Annotated in this window: 13 protein-coding genes and 1 pseudogene; 3 read left to right on the top strand and 11 right to left on the bottom strand. The window is 74.3% G+C overall.

What is annotated here, in order from left to right; all coding sequences use genetic code 11:
* Nucleotides 1-101 precede the first annotated feature (101 nt).
* A pseudogene (locus ACIQOE_RS35255) lies at nt 102-338 on the bottom strand (transposase); the annotation flags it as partial.
* A gap of 385 nt (nt 339-723) precedes the next feature.
* On the opposite strand from ACIQOE_RS35255, the gene ACIQOE_RS35250 reads away from it, so the two are divergent.
* Entirely contained in the window at nt 724-1014 is a 291-nt protein-coding gene (locus tag ACIQOE_RS35250; protein ID WP_401415889.1) for a hypothetical protein, read from the top strand.
* Nucleotides 1015-1088: 74 nt separating this feature from the next.
* Here ACIQOE_RS35250 and ACIQOE_RS35245 read toward each other — a convergent pair whose 3' ends face one another.
* Complete coding sequence (locus tag ACIQOE_RS35245; RefSeq protein ID WP_401415887.1) at nt 1089-2441, bottom strand: amidohydrolase; 1353 nt, start codon at nt 2439-2441, stop codon at nt 1089-1091.
* Between the two features lie 183 nt (nt 2442-2624).
* Here ACIQOE_RS35245 and ACIQOE_RS35240 point away from each other — a divergent pair, with 183 nt between their 5' ends.
* Entirely contained in the window at nt 2625-2798 is a 174-nt protein-coding gene (locus ACIQOE_RS35240) for a thiazolylpeptide-type bacteriocin (protein WP_031179489.1), read from the top strand.
* 147 nt (nt 2799-2945) lie between these two features.
* Here ACIQOE_RS35240 and ACIQOE_RS35235 read toward each other — a convergent pair whose 3' ends face one another.
* The 9 genes from ACIQOE_RS35235 to ACIQOE_RS35195 form a co-directional block, all read right to left on the bottom strand.
* On the bottom strand, nt 2946-4958 hold the full coding sequence (locus ACIQOE_RS35235; protein ID WP_401415884.1) for a TOMM precursor leader peptide-binding protein: 2013 nt from the start codon (nt 4956-4958) through the stop codon (nt 2946-2948).
* A complete protein-coding gene (locus ACIQOE_RS35230) occupies nt 4955-5707 on the bottom strand; it encodes an ABC transporter permease (protein ID WP_351327852.1) in 753 nt (250 codons plus the stop codon). The genes ACIQOE_RS35235 and ACIQOE_RS35230 overlap by 4 nt, the downstream gene beginning before the upstream one ends.
* A complete protein-coding gene (locus ACIQOE_RS35225; protein ID WP_401415882.1) occupies nt 5704-8046 on the bottom strand; it encodes an ATP-binding cassette domain-containing protein in 2343 nt (780 codons plus the stop codon). The genes ACIQOE_RS35230 and ACIQOE_RS35225 overlap by 4 nt, the downstream gene beginning before the upstream one ends.
* Complete coding sequence (locus ACIQOE_RS35220; protein WP_401415879.1) at nt 8043-9146, bottom strand: lantibiotic dehydratase C-terminal domain-containing protein; 1104 nt, start codon at nt 9144-9146, stop codon at nt 8043-8045. Before ACIQOE_RS35220 ends, ACIQOE_RS35225 begins: the two co-directional genes overlap by 4 nt.
* On the bottom strand, nt 9143-11917 hold the full coding sequence (locus ACIQOE_RS35215) for a lantibiotic dehydratase (protein ID WP_401415877.1): 2775 nt from the start codon (nt 11915-11917) through the stop codon (nt 9143-9145). The genes ACIQOE_RS35220 and ACIQOE_RS35215 overlap by 4 nt, the downstream gene beginning before the upstream one ends.
* Nucleotides 11918-12005: 88 nt before the next feature.
* Nucleotides 12006-13595, bottom strand: coding sequence for a nitroreductase family protein (locus ACIQOE_RS35210; protein WP_401415874.1), 1590 nt, complete (start codon nt 13593-13595; stop codon nt 12006-12008).
* Between the two features lie 75 nt (nt 13596-13670).
* Complete coding sequence (locus tag ACIQOE_RS35205; protein WP_401415872.1) at nt 13671-15629, bottom strand: TOMM precursor leader peptide-binding protein; 1959 nt, start codon at nt 15627-15629, stop codon at nt 13671-13673.
* On the bottom strand, nt 15619-17904 hold the full coding sequence (locus ACIQOE_RS35200; RefSeq protein WP_401415870.1) for a TOMM precursor leader peptide-binding protein: 2286 nt from the start codon (nt 17902-17904) through the stop codon (nt 15619-15621). The genes ACIQOE_RS35205 and ACIQOE_RS35200 overlap by 11 nt, the downstream gene beginning before the upstream one ends.
* A gap of 33 nt (nt 17905-17937) precedes the next feature.
* Complete coding sequence (locus ACIQOE_RS35195) at nt 17938-18981, bottom strand: AfsR/SARP family transcriptional regulator (protein WP_365572995.1); 1044 nt, start codon at nt 18979-18981, stop codon at nt 17938-17940.
* Nucleotides 18982-19294: 313 nt separating this feature from the next.
* Here ACIQOE_RS35195 and ACIQOE_RS35190 point away from each other — a divergent pair, with 313 nt between their 5' ends.
* Nucleotides 19295-19495 (top strand): hypothetical protein, encoded by a 201-nt coding sequence (locus ACIQOE_RS35190; protein WP_363015851.1) that lies wholly within the window; start codon nt 19295-19297, stop codon nt 19493-19495.
* Nucleotides 19496-19632: the final 137 nt, after the last annotated feature.

Raw genomic sequence — 19632 nt, 5'->3', positions numbered from 1 at the left:
GGGCGCCCCGCGCCGCCCCGCCCCCCCCCCCGCCCCCCCTCGGCGCGCCCCCCCCCCCCCGGCCCCGCCCGCGCGGCGCCCGGGGGCGGGGGGGGCCCCCCCGCGTCGTAGCCAGCGTCGAAGACGATGAGGATGTCCCGATCGCCCTCGCGCCGGCGTCCGCCGGCGATCAGGTCCTCGACTACCCGGTGGACCTGGCGGGCGGTGATCTCGGCCACGTCGTCCTCGGGGCCAAGTCGGACGGCGTCCAGCAGCTGGCACCAGGAGGTGCGGCAGTACCGGATCAGGGCTGCACACCGAGCCGTTCCAGCACCTGTGGTGGTGCGTCCACGATCCACTCGCCGACCGCGAGCAGTGAGGTTGCCCCGGCCGACACCGCACACGCGGCCAAGGCGTGCCGCACCCCGCGCGGATCACGAGGATCTGGCACCTCGGCCACCCGTTCCAGCAGACCCGGCACCTCCCCCGGCACAACCTGGGGCCGCTCGCGGAGCTGGTCAAGGGCGGATGGGATCAGCGATGATGCGTCGGCAGGCACGGTCTTCCAGGCAGGCCACGGGGCGTAGAGAACTCCATGATCTTGGAAGCCCGTGCCTGCCCTCTCGCCGGCATCCGTCCAACCGGCAGAGCGAAGATTCCCTGGCCGCCGTACGCCAACGTCGGTGCTGCTAGGACTGAGAAGCGCGATAGCTCACGGTTCGGGATGCATAGATTGGACAGCCCATGGATCTGCGAGAGTCCCTCGGCAAGGCCGTGGTCGCCCTAAAAGCTCCGCTGAGTAGTGCTGATCGCGAGCAGGGCTGGACAGACGAGCTGCGTCGGGAGATCCAGGAAGAGATCTCGGTCAGCCGCTCACTGCTGAGGCGCCCCGGGCCGTGGGCGGTCAGTTACCTCCATCCCCGCCTCGATGAGTGGATGGCACGCGAAGGCGTACAGCCGGGACGCCTCCGTGATGTGGTCATGGAGGTGCAGACTCTCATCATTGGGGCGCGCGATGCGGCCCGCTCCCGGTGACAATCTTGAAACCGTCCCATAATCTGGCAAATCCGCGTTAACCGGACAGTGCGCAACCTCGCCGAAGCCTTGCCCTAGGAGGGCACCGGACCCCGTCCGAGTCGGGCCAGGGCCGCCGTCACGAGGGCGGTCGTGCCGGATTGGAGTGTGAGGCGGACGCTCGGGAGGTAGCGGGGGGAGTGGTTGGCGGGGAGGGTGCGGAGTTTTTCGGCGGCGTTGGCGCCGGGGGCCGCGGACCACTGGGCGGGGCCGGTCGAGCCGAGCATCCAGTACGTGCCGCGGATGTCAGGATGTCCGTGGAGGTCGGCGCCGGCGCCGGTCAGGAGCGGGAAGTCCTCGGTCGCGGTGGAGCCCGGCCAGCCGGTGACCCGGCCGGCACCGAAGTGCGCCCGGTGGGCGTCGCGGACGGCGGCGCCGAGTTCCGGGTCGGGGAGGGTGACACCGGAGCGCGTGACCGTGGTGACGGTGGCTCGGGGCGGCAGGGCCGCCGCTGATGCCTCCGCGTGGACCACGCGCTCCACGGCCGCTACGGCCCGGTCCAGGGCGGCCTCGGTGAACGCCCTTGCGGTGACGTGCAGTTCGGCGCGGGCCGCGATGACGTTCCCGGTGTGCCCCGCGGTCCCCGTGCGCAGCGAGGACGCCGTGACGACGAGTCGTTCCGCGGGATCGGCTTCGCGGGCCGCGAGGGCGGCGAGGCGCGTCACGACACCGGCGGCGGCGAGCAGCGGGTCGGCGGTGAGGTGCGGGGTGGCGGCATGGCCGCCGTCGCCCTCCAGGACCACCTTCAGCGTGACGCTGCCGGCCAGCACGGGCCCCTCGGCGTGCGCCACCATGCCGGCCGGGAAGGGCGCGGTGTGCTGGGCGAGGACGTCGTCGGGCGGGGTGATCCGCTCGTACAGGCCGTCCTCCAGCATGGCCCGCGCACCGCTGAGCGTCTCCTCGGCGGGCTGTCCGACGACGAGGAGCGTGCCGTGCCAGAGGTCGCGCCGGGCGGCGAGCCAGCGGGCCGCCGCCGCCACGCACGCGAGGTGGGCGTCGTGCCCGCACGCGTGCATGACCGGGACCGTGTCACCGTCGGGGCCGGGTGCGGTGACGGTGCTGGCGTAGGGCATGCCGGTGTCCTCGGCGACGGGCAGGGCGTCGAGTTCGGCGCGCAGGAGTACGGCGGGACCGTCGCCGTTGCGGAGTTCGGCGGCGACTCCGTGACCGCCCACGTCACGCAGGACGCGGAAGCCGTCCGCGGTCAGCCAGTCGGCGAAGCGGCCCGCTGTACGGCGCTCGGCTCCGGAGAGTTCGGGATGCCGGTGCAGGTCGAGGTACAGCTCCGCGGTGGGCGTCAGCAGTTCGGCGAGACCCGGGAGAGCGGGGGCAGGGGCGGGGCGTTCAGGGCGTGGGCCGGCTTCGGGGCTTCGGCTCTCGGGGGTCATGTGCGGGTCTCCTGGGGTGGATGTCAGCGGGGTGACAGCGGACGGTGAGGGTGGTGACGGCGGACGCGCGTAGAAAGGGGAGGTGCAGCAAGGCCCCGCGTTCCAGGGGGCGTTCGGCGCACCATCGGGCGGGGCCGTCCCGTTCCGTCCGACGACAGGTCCCGCGTACCAGAAGGAGTCGTCATGGCTGACAACACCCTTGCCTCTCTCGCTCAGGAGATCCTGGACCTCGAGTCCGAGACCTTCGAGATCACGGACTACTCGGACGCCAGCGAGGTCATGCTCGGCTCCTCCACCAGCTGCTCCTCCACGAGCACCTGCTCCAGCACCACCAGCACCACCTCCTGCACCGCCTGACGTTCTCCGTCCGGCTGCGAAGGTCCCCGGCGCGTACGCGCTCCGGGGACCTTCGGCGTGCACGGGCCCCGGCGCGCGGCACGCACCGGCACCGCCGCCCGTGACCGGCGCCCGCGGCGGACGCCGGTCGCCGGTCGCCGGTCGCCGTCAGGGAAACGGGTGGGGCACGAGCCGCAGGTCTCCGTCCCCGAGCGGCGCCGGCACCAGGCCCGCGCGGTGTGGTGCGGTGCGCAGCCGCGGCATGTGCGGCGCCCGCTGGCGCAGCCATCCGAAGTCGATCGGCAGCAGCCCGGGAGCGAGCGTGGCGACCGTGCGCAGCCCCATGCGGCGCTGCTCGGGCGTGGTCTGGTCGACGGCGACGACATCGCACCCGGCCGAGACCAGCAGGTCGCGCAGGAGCGTCAGGTCGTCACGGAGGTCGCCGGTGCGCGGCCGCTGTTCCTGCCATCCGGCGAACAGGTCGGCCAGGGAGGCCACTTGTGGTGGGGCCAGGTAGCCGTGTGCGTGACGGCGCATGGCGGGCAGTCCGAACAGGGCCGCGTGGTCGGGCAGATGCTTGACCAGGTCGAAGTCCTGCGCCATGGCGGCGAGTTCGGCGGGCCGTTCGGCGACCTGCCGGGGCAGGTGCGGGATGTAGGTGAGGATCTCCGAGATCGCGGACTCCACCGCCGTCTCCGGATCGAAGGACGCCCCTGCGGCGAACGCCAGGGTGCCGGGCCCGTCGTCACGGCGGACGGCGAGGCCGGTGACGACCGGCAGCGGCAGGTCGACCCGGTTGTCGAAGACGTGGACGTCGTAGCCCTGGAGCGCGGCCCGTGCCACCATGGCCCGCACCTGGGGACCGCGCACCGAGTCCAGGTCGATCTCCGGCAGCGGCAGACCGCCGTACCAGCCGAGCAGGAAGGCGTCCCGCTCGACGAGTTCCAGCAGGCCGAAGAGGATGGCCTCCTCCGCCGAGCCGCCCGTGGCACAGCCGTTGGAGCATTCGAAGACGAAATTGTCCGCACGGGTTCCGGCGCTGTAGTAGACGAGCCGGGCCGGGACGAGCAGCGGCCGTTCGTCGCGCAGGGACCATCCCGTGACCCACGGCATCGGCCGGGCCGGGTCGAACGGCTCGACCATCGGATCCTCGGCGTAGGTGCGCGGCGCGTACAGGCCGCAGGTGCGCGGGTCCAGAGCGCGGTCGCCGAGTTCGTCGAGGGACGCCGTGACCATGGGGGCGCGGTGCCGGCGGTGGGTGCCCGCGTAGCGTTCCAGGCCCTCCAGGAAGGCCAGGTCGCGGCTGCGGGTGAAGGAGTTGGCCTGGCCGCTCCAGGTGACGTCGGTGAGTCCGGCGTAGCCGCGCATGAAGACGCTGCCGGCGACAGGTGCGGTGGTCGGAGACGTGACGTCGATCCAGGTGCCGCCGCCGAGCACCCCGCACACCGGGTTGGCGAGGCCCTTCACGGGCAGCGCGTAGTCGGCGGGGCGGCGCAGCCGGTAGGCGTCCGGGTGCGGCTTCGGACGGGCGGTGAGCGGGCCCAGCTCCGCGTCCCGCGCGGCCTGTCGCTCGGCCTGTTCGGTGAGCGGGCGGCAGTGCGGGCACATCGGCTCGGGCACCAGAGGGAAGGTCCGTACCCGCAGGCTCTCCAGGTCGAGTTCGGTGACCCGGGGGAGGGCGGCGTCGGGGCCCTGCGGGGTGTGCCGGGCGGCGCCGGAGACGATGAGCCGGTGCAGGGACCAGACGGCGTCGACCGTGTGGTCGGGCAGGACGGGCCACCGCCCGGCGGCGGTGGTCGCGGAGCCCGTCTCCAGTGCCTCGCGCTCGGTCCGGGTGCGCAGCCGCTGCCGGCGCATGGCCAGGCAGGTGCCGCAGGCCGGCCCGGCGTCCGGGCTGCCGCCCCAGGGGCCGAGCAGCACGGCCTGAGCGGTGAGGTGCACCACCGCGGCGGGCGCGGGCGCGGACCGGCCGGAACTCGCGCCGAGGACGTCGGGCACGTCGGGCACGTCGGTGTCGGCCGGCACACCAGGCTCGCCGAGCACGTTGGCGTCGCCGATCCGGGACACGGCCGGAGCGGGCAGGCCCGCGGCACCGGCACGGGCCGCCAGCCGGGCCTGGAGGTCCGCGCGGGCGGCCTCCAGCGGGGAGAGGGCCGCCGCGGGGGCGGTGACGGTGGTCATGGCCGGTTGCTCCAGCGGAAGATCCGGGTGGCGATCAGCCCGAAGACCACGGCGAAGACGGCGAGTCCCGCGCAGTCGACGCCGATGTCGCCGAGGTCGCCGCGTCCGCCCATGGCATCGGTCAGACCGTCGTTGAGATAGTGCAGCGGCAGCACCTTGGCGACCGTGCGCAGCCAGCCCGGCATCAGGTCGTCGGGGAAGAACGAACCGGACAGGAACGCCATCGGCACCATCACGATGTTGGCGATGGCGGCGACCGCCTCCGGGGTGTCGGCGACACTGCCGACCACCAGACCCATGGCGAGGAACGCGGTGACACCCAGCACCAGCAGCGGCAGCGCAGCCCACCAGGGCCCGTTCAGCCGCAGCCCGAAGAACGGCAGCAGCGCGACGGCGGTGAACAGCACGGCCTGCACGAGGGCCACGCCCAGCGCCACCGTCCAGCGGGAGGCGAGAAGGGTGCGCAGCGGGGTCGGGGAGCGCCAGATGAGGCGCAGCACGTCGTCCCGGCGCCACTGCATGAGCGCGAAGGCGACGGAGAACACCGCGGCGTTGCCGACGCCCCACGACAGCACGCCCGGACCGATGTAGTTGATGGAGGACAGGCCGCCGTCGACCTGCTGGCCACGGAAGATGAGGCCGAACAGGACCAGGAAGGCGAGCGGGAAGGCGAAGGTGAAGAAGAGGGTCGTCCTGTCGCGCACGCTCGCGACGTAGGTGGCCCTGGTCAGTGCGGCGTACGCGCTCAACGGTGGTGCTCCGATCCGGTTCCGGTCAGCTTCAGGTAGGCGTCCTCGAGGGTGGCGGTGCGCACCGTGACGTCGGAGATGTCCACGAGGTCACCGAGTGCGGTGAGGACACGGTTGGCGGCGGTGGTCTCGATGACGAGTTCGTCGCCCTCGACGGCGGCCCGGTCGACGCCGTCCAGCGCCAGGGCCTCCTTGGCCGAGAGGTCCGCGGCCGGCAGCAGCAGCCGAGCGGGCGCGGCGAGGGAGCGGATGAGGTTGCGGGGCGAGTCGAGCGCCACGAGCCGGCCCTCCGCGATGATCGCCACCCGGTCGCACAGCGCCTCGGCCTCGTCGAGGTAGTGGGTGGTGCAGATGATGGTGCGGCCCTCGGAACGCAACGACCGCAACAGGTCCCACAGTTCGCGCCTCGCCTCCGGGTCGAGGGCGGCGGTCGGCTCGTCGAGGAAGATCATCTCCGGTTCGTTGAGCAGCGCGGTGGCGACGGCGAGCCGCTGCCGCTGGCCTCCCGAGAGGTGGTCGATCCGGGCGTTCTCCTTTTCGGTGAGGCCGACGCGCTCCAGTGCGGTGCGCGCCACCGCCGGGTCCATGCCGTACAGCGCGGCGACGGTGCGCAGGTGCTCGGCGGCGGTGAGCCGGGCGAAGAACGCCGACGCCTGGGTCTGCACGCCGATCCGGGCCAGCAGCGCGGTGTCGCGCGGCCAGGGGCTCTGGCCGAGGACGGTGACGGAACCGGAGTCGGCCTCGCGCATCCCCTCGACGATCTCCACGAGGGTGGTCTTGCCCGCGCCGTTGGGGCCGAGGATGCCGAAGAACTCGCCGTGCCGCACGGAGAGGGAGACGCCGTCGAGGGCCGTCACCTCCCCGTAGCGCTTGGTGACGCCGTCCAGGACGACGACCGTCTCGGTCTCCGTGCCGCCGGGGACCGCCTCGGGTTGCGTGTCGGGTCCGCTCATCTCGTCTTTCCTTGGGTGCGGTGACGGCACGGGGACGCCGACGGCGCCCTCGGTGTCCGCCCGTGCCAGGGCGGTCCGCCCCGGCACACGTGCGATGGGTACGGCGACGGGGCGGGGCCGTCGCCCGCCGGAGGCTGCCGCCGGTGCCGGTGGCGCCTCCGAGGTGGCCGGGGCGCGGAGGGTGCGGCCGAGCGTGCCGAGCGCCCACAGCAGCAGGAGGGCGCCCAGCACCGCGGGCGGCAGCCACCAGGCGAGCGCCGCCAGGCTGTCGGGCAGGACGGTGCGCAGCGCCGCCCCGCACAGCGCGAGCAGCGCCGCGCACTGCACCGCCGTGAGCAGCGCGAAGCCCCCGTACACCAGACGCAGCCGCGGGGGATACGCGCCGAGGCCCGGGGCGCGGCGCAGCGGCGCCCGCAGGGCGAGCGCCAGGAACGTGCGGCTGCCGCCCGCGAGATCGGTGACCCCGAGCGCGTGCCCCAGCGCCTTGTAGCCGTCCAGGGGCGCCAGCGGCAGCAGGTTGGCGAGGCCGGAGACCGTGCCGAGGAGCAGCAGCGCGCCGAGCGCGGGCCGTCCGTCGGCGCCGGACGGCAGCAGCGCCCACAGCGGGTAGAACGGCACCAGGAAGAGGACGTTGGCGAGGACGCCGGCACAGGCGGTGGCCACCTTGCGGCCGCGGCCGCCCAGGAACTGGACGTCCTCGATCTCGCAGTAGAGGTAGGTGGCGCCGAGGATCCAGCGCAGCCCGATCTCGGTGACCCGGCCGTTCCAGGCGCGCGCGGCCAGGCCGTGGGCCAGTTCGTGCAGGGCGAGGCTGCACCACAGCACGCAGCCGACGGCGAGGAGCAACACGGGCTGCCGGGCGGTCTGTTCGGTCTGCCGCCACAGGGTGTCCCCCTGCACGGCGACGGCCGTGACCAGCGCGACGGCCAGCACGACGAGCACGCTCAGTAGGGCGGGCCGCCGCAGGGGCGCGGTGGCGCGGTGCAGCCGGTCCATCAGCGCCGGGGCGTCGGCGACCAGCCGGGTCCTTCCGGCCAGCAGCCCGTTCGGCCGGGCGGCCGGTGGTACGACGGCGGGCGGCGCGGTGGGCGCGGGGGCGCCGTCGAGGAGGCCGCGGCCGTGCAGGAGTCGCAGCATCTGACCCCACTGCGCCTCGCCGAGGCGGGTGCCGAACGCGCCGGTGTACTCCCGTCCGATCTCCTCCAGCGTGCGGGTGCCGTCCAGGCGGGTGATGAGGAAGTGCTCCTTGGGGCCGACCTCCATGCGCTGTCCGGTCCGCGGATCCTTCAGCAGGTGGATGCGGGCCGCCCCGCGCACCAGGCTCGGTCCGGCCACGATGTCCGGGCGGACGCGTGGCCGGGCCGCGAGGAAGACGTCGGCGCTCACTCCGCGCCGTCCGGGGATCCGTCGCGCAGGGCGCGGCCGAGGACGTAGGAGAGGAACGCCTCGTCGCGGATGGTCATGCTCAGCCGGTTGTTGGTCATGTGCAGATACGGCGAGAGCAGCATGGGCAGCGCGTGCGCGGGGTCGGTGGCGTGGATGTCCCGGGTGCCGTCCCAGGAACGGAAGGTGAGTTCACCGGCACGTGCCAGTTCCACGGCGCGGTCGCGGAGTTCGGCGCAGTGCGTGGCCCAGCCGCGCAGGAACACCGGAAGCCGCTGCAGTTCGCCTGCGGCCACCGCCTCGCGGATATGCCGGAACCGCTCGGGCAGCCGGCCGCCCATCGCGTCGTAGGCCCGGTCGTAGCCCTGGTCGGCGGTGAACGTCGTGCCGCTGAACGCCCTGTTCCAGAAGGTGTGGTAGCTGTCCAGGAAGCGAAGCAGCGCCTCGTCGTCGGCGAGGAAGGTGCCGGACATGACCATCATCAGCTGGGCGGACAGCCCGAGCAGCACGGTCCTCAGATGCAGGTTCATCGTGCGGGCGGCCTCGATGACCAGGTCGCTGGAGTGCTGGAAGTGCCATTCGGCCAGCTCGATGCCGGCGGGGCCGCCGTACTTGCCGTACTCGGGCTCGTAGGGGCGCTCCTCGAAGGAGTTGTTGGGCCGCAGCTTCATCCGGCCGTCCTCGCCGAGGAATTCGGCGCGCTGCTCCTCGCTGTACTCCAGGGTGAAGAGGGTCTCGTAGAGGTCGGCGAGGAAGCCGGCCTTGACCTCGTACAGGGCCGGGCGCCCACGCAGGAACGCCTCCAGCGCGGCGGTCGTGCGCTCGCGCACCGGCCCGGCGTCCGCGGCCCGCCGCGGCTTGAGCCGCAGCCGCAGGTGCGGGCCCTCCAGCCAGTAGTTGATGAAGAAGTACCCGTCGAGCAGGCCCTCTTCGGTCAGGGCATCCACCAGCGGCCGCACGCAGGTCAGCAGCAGCGGGCGGGGGCTGGCCGCGTAGAAGACGTGGACGGCCAGCCACTCGCCGGGGGCGTCGCCCGCTGCTCCGTCGGCGGCCGTGCCGGGGGCGGTCGTCGCGGAGGCGGGGGAGGGATGGGGTGCGGTCATCGGGTCGGTTCCTCTTCGGACGGGCCGGCCGGGCCGGGCAGCATCTCGACGGCGAGTTCGGCGACGTGCCGGCCGTGCGGGGAGGTGACGTACAGCTCGTCCTCGCCGGGCACCATCTCCTCGAAGACGCACCGGGCACGCCGGCCCGCGAGGAGCCCTTCGAGGGCGACGAGCGACAGAGGGCTGTCGAAGTCGACGTACTGGGGCTTGGAGCCGCCGAACCAGGCGCCGCCGCTCTCCTCCCCGTCCGCGGCCTCCTCGTGGACGGTCACGAAGACCCGGCCGGGCAGGCCGTGCCGGGTGCGCCAGCGGTGCCAGGCGAGGTACCAGTCGCTGTCCGCCATTCCTGGCGCGCGCTGCGGCAGGCTGCCGTCGGCGGCCGTCCAGGAGCGCCGCTGGAGGACGAGCGAGTGGTGGCGGACCCGGGGCCGCCGGGTGACACCGTCCTCGGCGGGACCGGCCGGCACCCCGCGCCACACGTCCAGCACGGAACGGGCGGTGGGGGAGAACAGCAGCAGAGTGCGCGGGACCTCGGGCAGCACCATGGGGACGAGGTAGCCGAGGTAGAGCGGGACCACCTCGCGGTCCAAACGGTCCGAGCGCAGGATCACCCGGTCGCTGTCGGCGTCGTGCACGGCGTACAGGTCGTCCAGGTGCAGCCGGGACTCCTCGGGCGCCGTGCTGTTCTCGCCGGGGCAGACGATCTCGTAGTCGGTCAGCGCGCCGTGCAGGTTGAGGTTGGTGGTGGCCGCACCGGCGGTGATCTCGGCGAAGACCGCGCCGGGCGGGCACAGCCGCCGCAGCTCCGCGCGCAGCGCGGCGGTCAGACCGGGGCCGTCCGCGCCGTCGAAGCAGTGGGTGAAGCGGGTGAAGGGGAAGCACAGGCCGCCGAAGGAGTCGTTGAGGACGGCCCGCAACTCGCCCTCCCGTCGGCCCGGTTGAAGGAAATGACTGTACGGCTGGAAGGCGGGCGCTGCGCCGCCGAGGGCCCCGGCGACCGCGTCGACGGTGGCGTCGTCGAGGACGAACTCCTCGGCCGCCGTGGGGAGTCCGGCCCAGCCGGTGCGCATCCGGGCGGTGAGCGCGGCCCTGGCCCGGTCCAGAGCGGTGATCTCCGGCAGACCGAGCCAGTTCTCCTCCGGGGCGTGGCTGCCGTCCGGGAGGAAGTCGTCCTTGGTGGCGGTGAATTGCAGGTACTGCCGGAAGATGTCCTCGTGGAAGTCGTGGACCAGGCGCAGCAGGTCGTCGCAGCGTCCGCCACGGCCGTGGCGGGCCAGGAAGAAGCCCTTGAGGGTGAGCCGCTGCGGCAGGGCCACGTCGAAGGCGGGCAGGACGCGGCCGATCGAACGCAGCGGGCCGGCCAGCGCGGTCCACTCGGCGAGGTCGGCGGTGGTGGTGCCGGCGGAGACGTCCTCGTAGAGCAGGGTCTGCGGCAGCGTGGGCCGTTCGGCGCCCAGTTCGCTCTGGAGCGCCGTCAGGTCGGCGCGCAGCTCGGCGAGGAGGGTGCGGCGGGTGTCCAGGTCCGCGGCCGGGTAGCGGTCGACGACGCCGCCGGGGCTGTCGAGGCGGGTGGCGAGCGCGTCGGCCCATGGGCGGTCCAGCGCGTGCAGCGCACGCTGGAGGGCGCGCAGCGGGTCGCCGCTGTGCACGCCGGTTTCCAGGCTGGGCAGTTGGAGCATGCCGAGGTCGCGCAGGGCGGTCAGGTAGTGCTCGGCCTCCTCCGGTCCGGCGCCGGTGGTGGCGGTCAGCCAGTCGGCCAGGTCGCCGTGGCGCAGGGTGCCCGCGTGGCCGCGCAGCAGCGCGAGCATGCCGTCGAGGGTGCCCTGCCTGCGGAGGAAGAAGAGCCGGTCCTGCGCGGCGTCGAAGCTGACCGTGGCGCTGTCGTCCCCGGCGCTGACGGCCCGCTGCACGTAGCGGACGCGGTCCTCGTCCAGTTTCCAGCCGGAGGCGAGGGTCACCGGCAGGTCGGCGCGGCGCTCCGGGTCGGCGGCGACGAGTTCGGCGAGCCGGGTCAGGACGACGACGTTCAGCCTCGGGTGCCCCCGCCAGTCGGCGCCGACCGGCGTACCGGTCTCCGTGCCTGCCTGGCCCGCGCTCTCGAAGCCGCCGAGGGCCACGCCGGTGAGGGTGCTGAACGGGCTGGTCTTGCACGCGGTGCGGTACACGTAGGACAGCAGCGAGCGTTCCATCTTCCGGGCCCGCTTGCCGGGTACCGGCGCCGGATCGGCGGCGAAGGCGTCCAGCCGCTCCTCCAGGGTCGGTGAGGCCAGCAGCAGGCCCCGCCGCAGCCGGTCGTCGCGGGCCAGGCCGCGCAGCTCGGCGCGGGTGCGGGCCAGCGCGTCCGCGAGGACGGGGCCGCCCTCGGCGCGCAGCCGCTCCCAGCGGACCCGGGCGTCCAGCCAGGCCGTCAGGTCGGCCGCGACGGCGGGGGCGAGTCCGGCGGCGAGGGCGCGTGCCGCGTCCGGGTCACCGGGCAGCCGGTTGTTGAAGACCTGCCGGCGCAGCGCGAGCAGGCGGCGGCGCGGCGCGGCGTCCTCGGTGGCGCCGACCGCGTCGGCGAGCGGGTCGCTGAGGCGGGCGCCGAGCGCGGTGAGCATGTCCTCCTCGGCGGCGGTGCGGACGGCCCAGTCCGCCGCCTCGGGAGCGCGCAGGGCGAGGACGGTGTCGGCCGGAAGACCCGCGACGCGCAGCATGAAACGGCTGTGCAGGGCCGCGCGTTCCGCGGCCGGGGCGGGAGTGTCGTGGGCCGGGGTGGTGGCGGTCGGGCTCACGCCCTCCTCCTTTCGGGTGGGGTGTGCCGCCGTGCCCGGGACCGTCGGATCGTCGTCCGGCGGTCCGGTGCGGGCGGCGGCACGCGGGTCACGGGGCGACGATGTCGTAGCGGTAGTCGGCGGGGCGCGGCCGTTCGTGGCCGATCATCATGATCAGCAGCGGGATCTCGCCGCGGTCCGCGAGACCGAGTTCCTCCTCGTAGGAGACGCTGTCGAAGCCGAGGGCCACACCGCAGGCGGTGCCGGCCGCGGAGACGGCGGTGTAGACGGCCTGGGCGGTCGCGCCGACGGCCGCGTTGACCAGGCGGTAGCCGCGGTCGCCGACGGCGTCCAGCACCGCGTGGGTCCGGGCCACCGGCACCAGGACGGCGGCGGCCTGCTCCAGGTTGTAGTTGGCGAGGAAGTAGTTGTCCTGGAGGAAACCGGCGTGGTCGCCGGCCTTCATCAGCACCAGGTCCCCGGTGTCCCGGTCGTACTCGTAGAGACCGGCGGGCACGTCGCGCACGTGGTTGACGAAGACGTACAGCCGGGTCAGCGGGGCGGCGCCGGGCGTCTCGGTGTCGGTGTCGAGGGTGCCCGCGGCGACCGCGGCGCGCAGCGCGACCGACAGCCGGTCGGGCTCCAGCGGGGCGACGGCGCTGAACCGGCCGAAGCTGCTGCGGCGTTGGCGCAGCGCGCGGCGTACGGACGTGTCCAGCGGGGCGGGTTCGGGCAGCGGGCAGTGCTCGCCGTCGATGGCGGCCGCGGCCAGTGCGGTGTCCAGGGTGCCGGGCGCGGGCCGTTCGGCGGCGCCCTCCAGGGTTGCTTCGTGGATACGGCGCAGGGTCGGGAAGGCCAGCACCCGGCGGGACTTCTCGTCGGGCACCCGGCGCACCCGCACCTCGGGCGTCTCGGGCGCGTCCCGCTCCGGGGCCGGTCCTGCCCAGCGCAGCGGGACGACGGCGAACACACCGTCGTCCTCGGCGTCCAGGCCGAGCAGCCGGCCCAGCCGGGGCTCGTCGAACCACAGGGCGCTGCCCAGGTGCAGGCCGTGCGCGCGGGCCCACATCCGCCAGGTCTGCAGGAGGGCCCCGACGTCCATGGTGACGGCGTGGTAGCAGAAGCTGTTGTACTTGAACGAGTTCTGCCAGAACGTCACGCCGAGCACCAGGAACTGGTCGGTGCCCGCGGCCTCCGGCAGGTCGCCCAGCGCGGCCCGTACCTCGCCGGTGACGTCGCCGGACAGCAGCCGGGTCACCCGGTGGCCGGGGGTGTCGTAGTAGTAGACGCCCGGCATGAGCGGACCGCTCGCGCCGCTGATCCAGTGGACGCCGACCGGGTAGAGGCCGCCGCCCGAGGCGGTGCCGCGCGACCAGTTGGCGTGCGAGTGGAACGGCAGGGACCCCAGGTCGGTGTTGGCCTGGACGGCGAGGCGGCGGCCGGTCAGCCCGTAGGAGTCGCGCAGCATCGCGCCGAGCAGCGGCAGGGTGAACGCCCCGTTACCGGGCTGCCCGAACAGGCCCCGGCCGAGGGTGGCTTCGTCCGCGCAGCCGCCGTCGGGCAGCGGGAAGGACGGCGCGCCCGGGAAGAACTTGCCCTTGCGGGGGCGGTCGGACCAGTCGGGGACGAAGTCGGCCGGTTCCATGGGGATCCTGCCCCGCCGCATCACCGCGGTCGCGTACTCATGGGCGTACCCCATGGTCACTCCCTCTTCTGCTCGTCTTGGTGGGCGCCGGCGGCCCGGGAGGCGGTGCCGGCGTGGGGATGGGGATCGTCAAGGGAAGGGATGCGGCGCCGGGTTGAGGTCGTCGTCGGCCAGGTCGTGCGCCCGCAGTCCCGCCTCGCGCAGTGCGGTGCGGGTGCGGGGCATGTGCGGGGCGCGCTGGCGGCTCCAGCCGAAGTCGATCGGCAGCAGGCCGGGCACCAGGACCTTGACCGTGCTCAGACCGAGGGCCCGCTGCTCCGGCGCGGTCTGGTCGACCACCACCACGTCGAACCCGTGCGCCGCCACGGCGGCGACGCACGCCTCCACGTCGTCGCGCAGGTCGTCCGAGGCGCGTGGCGCGCCCGGCGCGGAGGCCAGCGAGGCGAGCGGCACCCGTTCCGCGTCGTCCCGGCCGCGCAGCAGGAAGTCCGTGTAAGGGCCCATCTCGGGCAGCCCGTACAGCAGCGGGTGGTCGTGCAGGACCCGCACCTGGTGGAAGTCGGCGGCCATCCGGCGCAGTCTGCGCTCCTCGCGGGTGGTGCGGCGGGGCAGGTTCACGGAGTCGGTGGCGATCTCGCAGAGCCCGGAGGCGAGCGCGGCCTCCGGGTCGAGGGACGCGCCGGCACCGAAGCAGAGCAACCCCGTTCCGCCGTCGACGCGTTCGGCGACCGCCGTCACCACCGGCACCGGGAACGTGATCCGGGTGTCGAAGAACCGGGCACGGTAGCCGTACATCGCCAGCCGGTCGACCATGGCGCGGGTCCCGGGCCGGGTGCTGCTCGCCGGGTCGATCTCCGGGAGCCGGGCCCGGCCGAACCAGGCCAGCAGGAAGGCGTCGCGTTCGACGGTCTCCATCAGCCCGTGGTAGACGGCCTCCGTCAGACTCCCGCCGGAGGCGCAGCCGTTGGAGCTCTCCTGCACGAAGCGCCGTCCGATGCCACCGGGCGCGTGGTAGTACGCCACCACCTCGGGGACGAGGACGGGCCGGGCGTCGCGCAGCGACCAGCCCCACACCCACTCCACCGCACGGTCCGGCGCGAAGCGCGGCACATCCGGATCGGCGGCGTGGAAGGCCTCGGAGTACAGACCGGTCGTGCGCGGATCGACCGCCTCGGCACCCCGTGCGGCGAGTTCGTCGAGCGAGGCGGTGACCGTGGTCCGCTTGGACCGGGCGCGCATCCCGGCGAACCGCTCCAGGCCCTCCAGCAGTCCGACGCCGACACTCGTGCCGTACGCGTCGGTGTGGCCGCCCCAGTAGCACTCCCGCAGGTAGCTGCCGGAGCGGGTGGTGAACGCGCCGATCGCCGACGACGTGGAGGCCGAGGTCAGATCGGGTGCGACGGACGGGCCGAGGACTCCGGTGACCGGGTTGGCGAACGCCGTGAGCGTCAAACCGTAGGCGTCGGGCGGCCGTTGACGGAAGCCGTCCCGGGCGTGCTTGGGCGTGGCGTCCAGATCGACACGGGCGCCGTCGGCGGTGTCGTCCTGCGGTGTCCCGCAGGCGGGGCACTCACCGTCGGGCACCAGCGGGAACCGGGAGACGCGCAGGGTCTCCAGGTCCAGCAGCCACACCCACGGGTGACGGCCCGCCGCGGGCACGGCGGCGGCCGCCGCGACGAGGGCGGCCAGGGCGTCCGCCACGAAGGCCACCCGCCACGGCGGGGTCCCGGTCGCGACGGACTCCCCGCCGAGTTCCAGCGCCTCCCGCAGGAACCCGGCGCGCACCGCCTGCCAGCGGCGCGCCAGGCACCGCGGGCAGCCCCGGCCGTCGGCGGCGGCGCGCGGGCCCACCACGGCGTGATGCCCGTACAGGCCGACGGGCACCGCGCCAGAGGTGAACTCCTGTGCCGGTGCGGCCAGTTCGTCACGCACGCCGAGCGGGGTCACGACGGCCGACGGCGCGCCCGGATGCCGCCGCGCGTGTACGGCGGTGACCGCCGCGGTGAGGTCGGCGCACAGCGCCTCCCACGGCCCGGCCGGGTCGGCGGTCGCGGGCCGGGCCCGCGGCGCCACGGTCTCAGTGGGCACCGTGCTCCTCGCCGGTCAGCAGGACACGGACGGCGTGGACGTGACCGGCGGCCAGGTCGGGCGCGGTCACCGGGACGACGAAGGCGTCCCGGCCCGCCGCCGCCAGCGCGTCCAGGACGGCGGACCAGGTGGTCGGGTCCCGTACGACCGACGCGGTGCCGTCGGCGACGAGGGCGGCGGCGTCCAGGTCGGCCCAGAGCGCATCCCCGGTGTCGGCCGGACCCGCGGCACGGCGCAGCTGCTCGGCGCCGAGCAGGTCCCGCAGCGCCTCCAGCACGGCGGCGTGGTGGCGCAGCCCGCTGCCGGCCGCCCAGCGCACCTCGCCGGTCTCCGGGTCGGTGAGACGGGCCAGGGCCACGGGCAGCAGGCCGCCGCCCGCGGCGGTCAGGTCCAGGACCTCCACGGCCACACCCAGGTTCTCCGCCGAGCGCAGCAGGAAGAGGAGTTCGGGGTCGTCGGCGAGGGACGCCGGATCCACGACCGGCAGCGGCGCGGTACGGCGGACGGCGCCGCGCAGCGCGTCGTGGGCGAGGGCGGTGCGCAGGGCGCGCACGAGCGCGGCGCGCGGGCTGCCGGCGGCGCCGGTGCCCGCCGAGGTCCGCTCGAAGAGCCCGGAGTCGTTCCAGCCGCCCAGGGTGCGCACCGCACCCGTGGGCACCAGGACCGTACGCCCGTCCAGCAGCGAGGTCGCCTCGCTCCAGTGGGCGACCCGCTCGGCGGGCACGTCGAGGCCGCTGGAGAGGGTCAGCGCGGCGGGCGGCACCCGGTCCCACTTGCCGACAGCGGCCTCCAGGGCGGCGGACTCCAGCACACGGGGCGGCACGACGTGTTCGGCGTACACCTCGGCGGCCCGGAACAGCGCGCCGAGCCGGGCGCCCGCGACATGGTGGACGTCGGCGGCGGATATCCGGCGGACCCGGCCGGGCGCGGTGCCCAGGCGGACCGTGCTCACCTTGAGCGGTGTCTGCTCCCACTCGTCGTCCGTGTACGCGGTGAAGACACCGGCCCGCTCCCGGACCAGGACGTCCCGCTCCTCCAGCGCGGACAGGGCGGCACGGGCGGTGTCCTCGTCGGCGGCCCCGCCGACCGGCAGGACACCGGGCTCGTCGTCCGCGTGCGGCGCGCGCAGCACCTCGCCGGTGAGACCGGCGGCCTCGGAGGCACCGGTGTCGGCGGCCGAGCAGTACGGGCAGCGCGGGTGCGGCAGCAGCGGTTCGGACAGCACGTCGAGGGAGTCGAGGTCCTGCACGATGACCTGGTTGCGGGTCTCGGCGGGCAGCGCCTCGGTGACGAGCCGGAAGACCTCGAAGGCCAGCAGATTGCCGAGCATCCCGGCGAGCGGTCCGGCGAGGACAAGCGGGGGAGTGCCCAGCGGCGCGCCGGGGCCGACGGAAGCCCACAGGTCGGCGCTGTCGGCTGCGTCGGCACCCGCTCCGAGCCGCAGGGCTGCGCAGCACCAGCAGCCGGGGGTGCCCGCGGTCATCACCGGGCCGACGACGGCCCGGTCGCCGAACGTCCAGGCGCCCAGCAGCCGCCGGCCCGCGGGCACGCCCTCGCCGAGCAGCCGGAGCAGCTGCCGGTGCCCGGTGGCGCCGGTGACCAGGACGGTGTCCCAGCCGTCGAGGGCGTCCCAGCCGTAGGTGCCGTCGGCGGGCTCGGCCAGGCGGGTCAGACCGGGAGCGCAGCCCGCCTCGGTGAGCGACGCGGTCTCGGCCTCCAGCTCGGCCAGGCCCGCCACGCCGTGCAGTTCGCGGCTGAGGACGCCGGGCACGCCCTGGTCGGTGACGGCGACCGCGGCGCAGCCGTTGCGCAGCAGCCCGAGCGCGGCCCAGCGGGCGAGCGCGTCGTCGCCGAGGACGGCGACCGGGCTGGAACGGAAGCGCAGAAACCTTTCGGTCGCGTTGTCCGCGTAGTGGTCGAGATAGTCGAGCTGGTGGGCGAACCGCTCGGCGACCTGCGGCGCGAGCACGTCGGCCGCGGGCCGGGGCGCGGCGTCCCGGGCGAAGCCACGCGCGTAGAGAGCGCGCACGAGTTGGACCACCATGTCGCGCTGCTTGTCCCCCAGGCCGGCGCACAGTTCCTCGACCCGCCGCTCACCGTCGAGGTGCGGGACCATCAGCGCGGCGAAGCGGTAGGCGGACTGCGTGACGACGTTGAACCCGCCGTGAGCGTTGTGGAACAGCACGCCGGACGGGGTCCGGGTGAAGAGCACGTCCCTGCGGATGCGCGGCCGTGACTGCGCGATCTCCTCGTAGGACGAGGGGGTGTGGGCCATGGGTCTCGAAACCTCCGGGAAGCAGCGGGGCGGTCAGCCGACGGCCGACGGACGCAGGTCGGTCGGGTCGTGCGGGGCGGGGGCCGTCAGGTGGGTGCCGGCCGCTTTGACGAAGAGGCGCAGCAGGTCGTGGACGCGGTAGCGGTCGGCGGGGCCCTCCTGGAGCAGTCCGGCGTCGACGAGCGACCGCAGGACGAGCGCTCCGGACGCGGTGCCGGACGGCCCGGCGTGGTCGGGGGCCGGTGGGCCGCCGGCCGCGGGCGGGGTGCCCGCCGGGGGGAGCGCGGGGGGACCGCCGGACGGGTCGCCGCGCAGCACGGCGAGCTGCAGGCGGCGCAGCACCGCGCCTGGTTCGACTCCCAGCTCCCCGGCCAGATGGCTGTGGATCCTGCGGTACTCGGCGAGGGCCTCGCCACGCCGCCCCGAGCGGTACATCGCCTCGATGAGCAGGGCGGAGAGCCCCTCGTGCCCGGGATGGACCCGGACGGCCTCGCGGGCCTCGGCGATCAGCTCGCGGTGCCGCCCCAGGCGCAGTTCGCCGTCGAAGACCCGCTCCACGGCGAGCAGCCGCTCCTCCGCGAGACGCGGTACCTGGTCGCGGTGCAGTTCGTCGGAGTGGACGTTGCCGAGGAGCGGCTCCTTCCACAGGGCGAGGGCCGCCCGGGCCAGCCGGAGCGCGGCCTCGGGGTCGTCCTCGGCGTAGGAGCGGGCGAGCAGGTCGCGGAAGTGCAGCAGGTCGAGCGTGTCGGCGTCGGCGTGCAGCCGGTATCCGCCGGGGACGGCCTCGATGGCGTGGTCGGCCACGCCGTACTTGGCGAACAGCCGGCGCAGCCGCAGCACGCAGGTGTGCAGCGCGGACTTGCCGCCGGCGGGCGGACTGCTCCCCCAGACGACGCGCTGGAGAAAGCCGGTGGAGACGACGGACCCGGGGTGCAGCAGGAGAGCGGCGAGGAGTGAGGCGGGCCGCGAGGGTGTCAGTACGACCGTCTCACGGCCGTCCGTGATGGCCAGCAGACCGAGCACCAGAAACCGCGGACGGCCGGGCGCCGGTTCGGTGGTGGGCTGCTCGGAAAACATACCGTCGGTTGGCATAACGCTTGTTTTTTCCACAGCCTCTCACATCATTGGGGTGATTGATGCACCAACTGGGTCGCAAAGGGACGCACTTGTCCGCACCCGGGTCGCAGGCGGCGGACAAAAGCTTTGCCGGGACGGGAACTTAGAAGCGAATTCGCCGTGAGTCCAGAGGTTGAAGCGAAACGCCAGATGACTTATGAGAAAGCAAGTGGGTGCGGACTGCAACGAGGTTGGTGCACCGGAACCCAGGGCATACTGTGGGCCTGGGCGGCCGCCGTGCGCCCTCGAAACCAGACTCAGCGGAGGAACACCCATGCCGTGGTGGGGCCTGATCCCGGTCGTCTCGATGATCACCGGGCCTGTCGCTCTTTATGTCATGACTCGGCGGAAACGGGGTGCGCGCGGCACGGACGAGCGTTACGAGGCACTCTCGCGCAAGTACACCGAGCTCCTGGAGGAATCGACGTCCGGTGAACTGCCCAACGGGCGGGGGCGCTACCCGGACGGCCGCTGAACTGCGAGGCGAGCGGCCCCCCCGCCCCGGGGCGGGGGGGGGGGGGCCGGGCCCCGGGGGGGCCGCGGGGGGGGGGGGGGGGTGCTGTGTGCCCCCCGGCGGGGGGGTTGCGGGCCGCGCTACGCGGGGGGGCACGA

This window comes from Streptomyces sp. NPDC091282 (genome assembly GCF_044757385.1).
Lineage (GTDB): Bacteria > Actinomycetota > Actinomycetes > Streptomycetales > Streptomycetaceae > Streptomyces > Streptomyces gramineus.
This window is presented reverse-complemented; position numbering and strand designations above follow the sequence as displayed.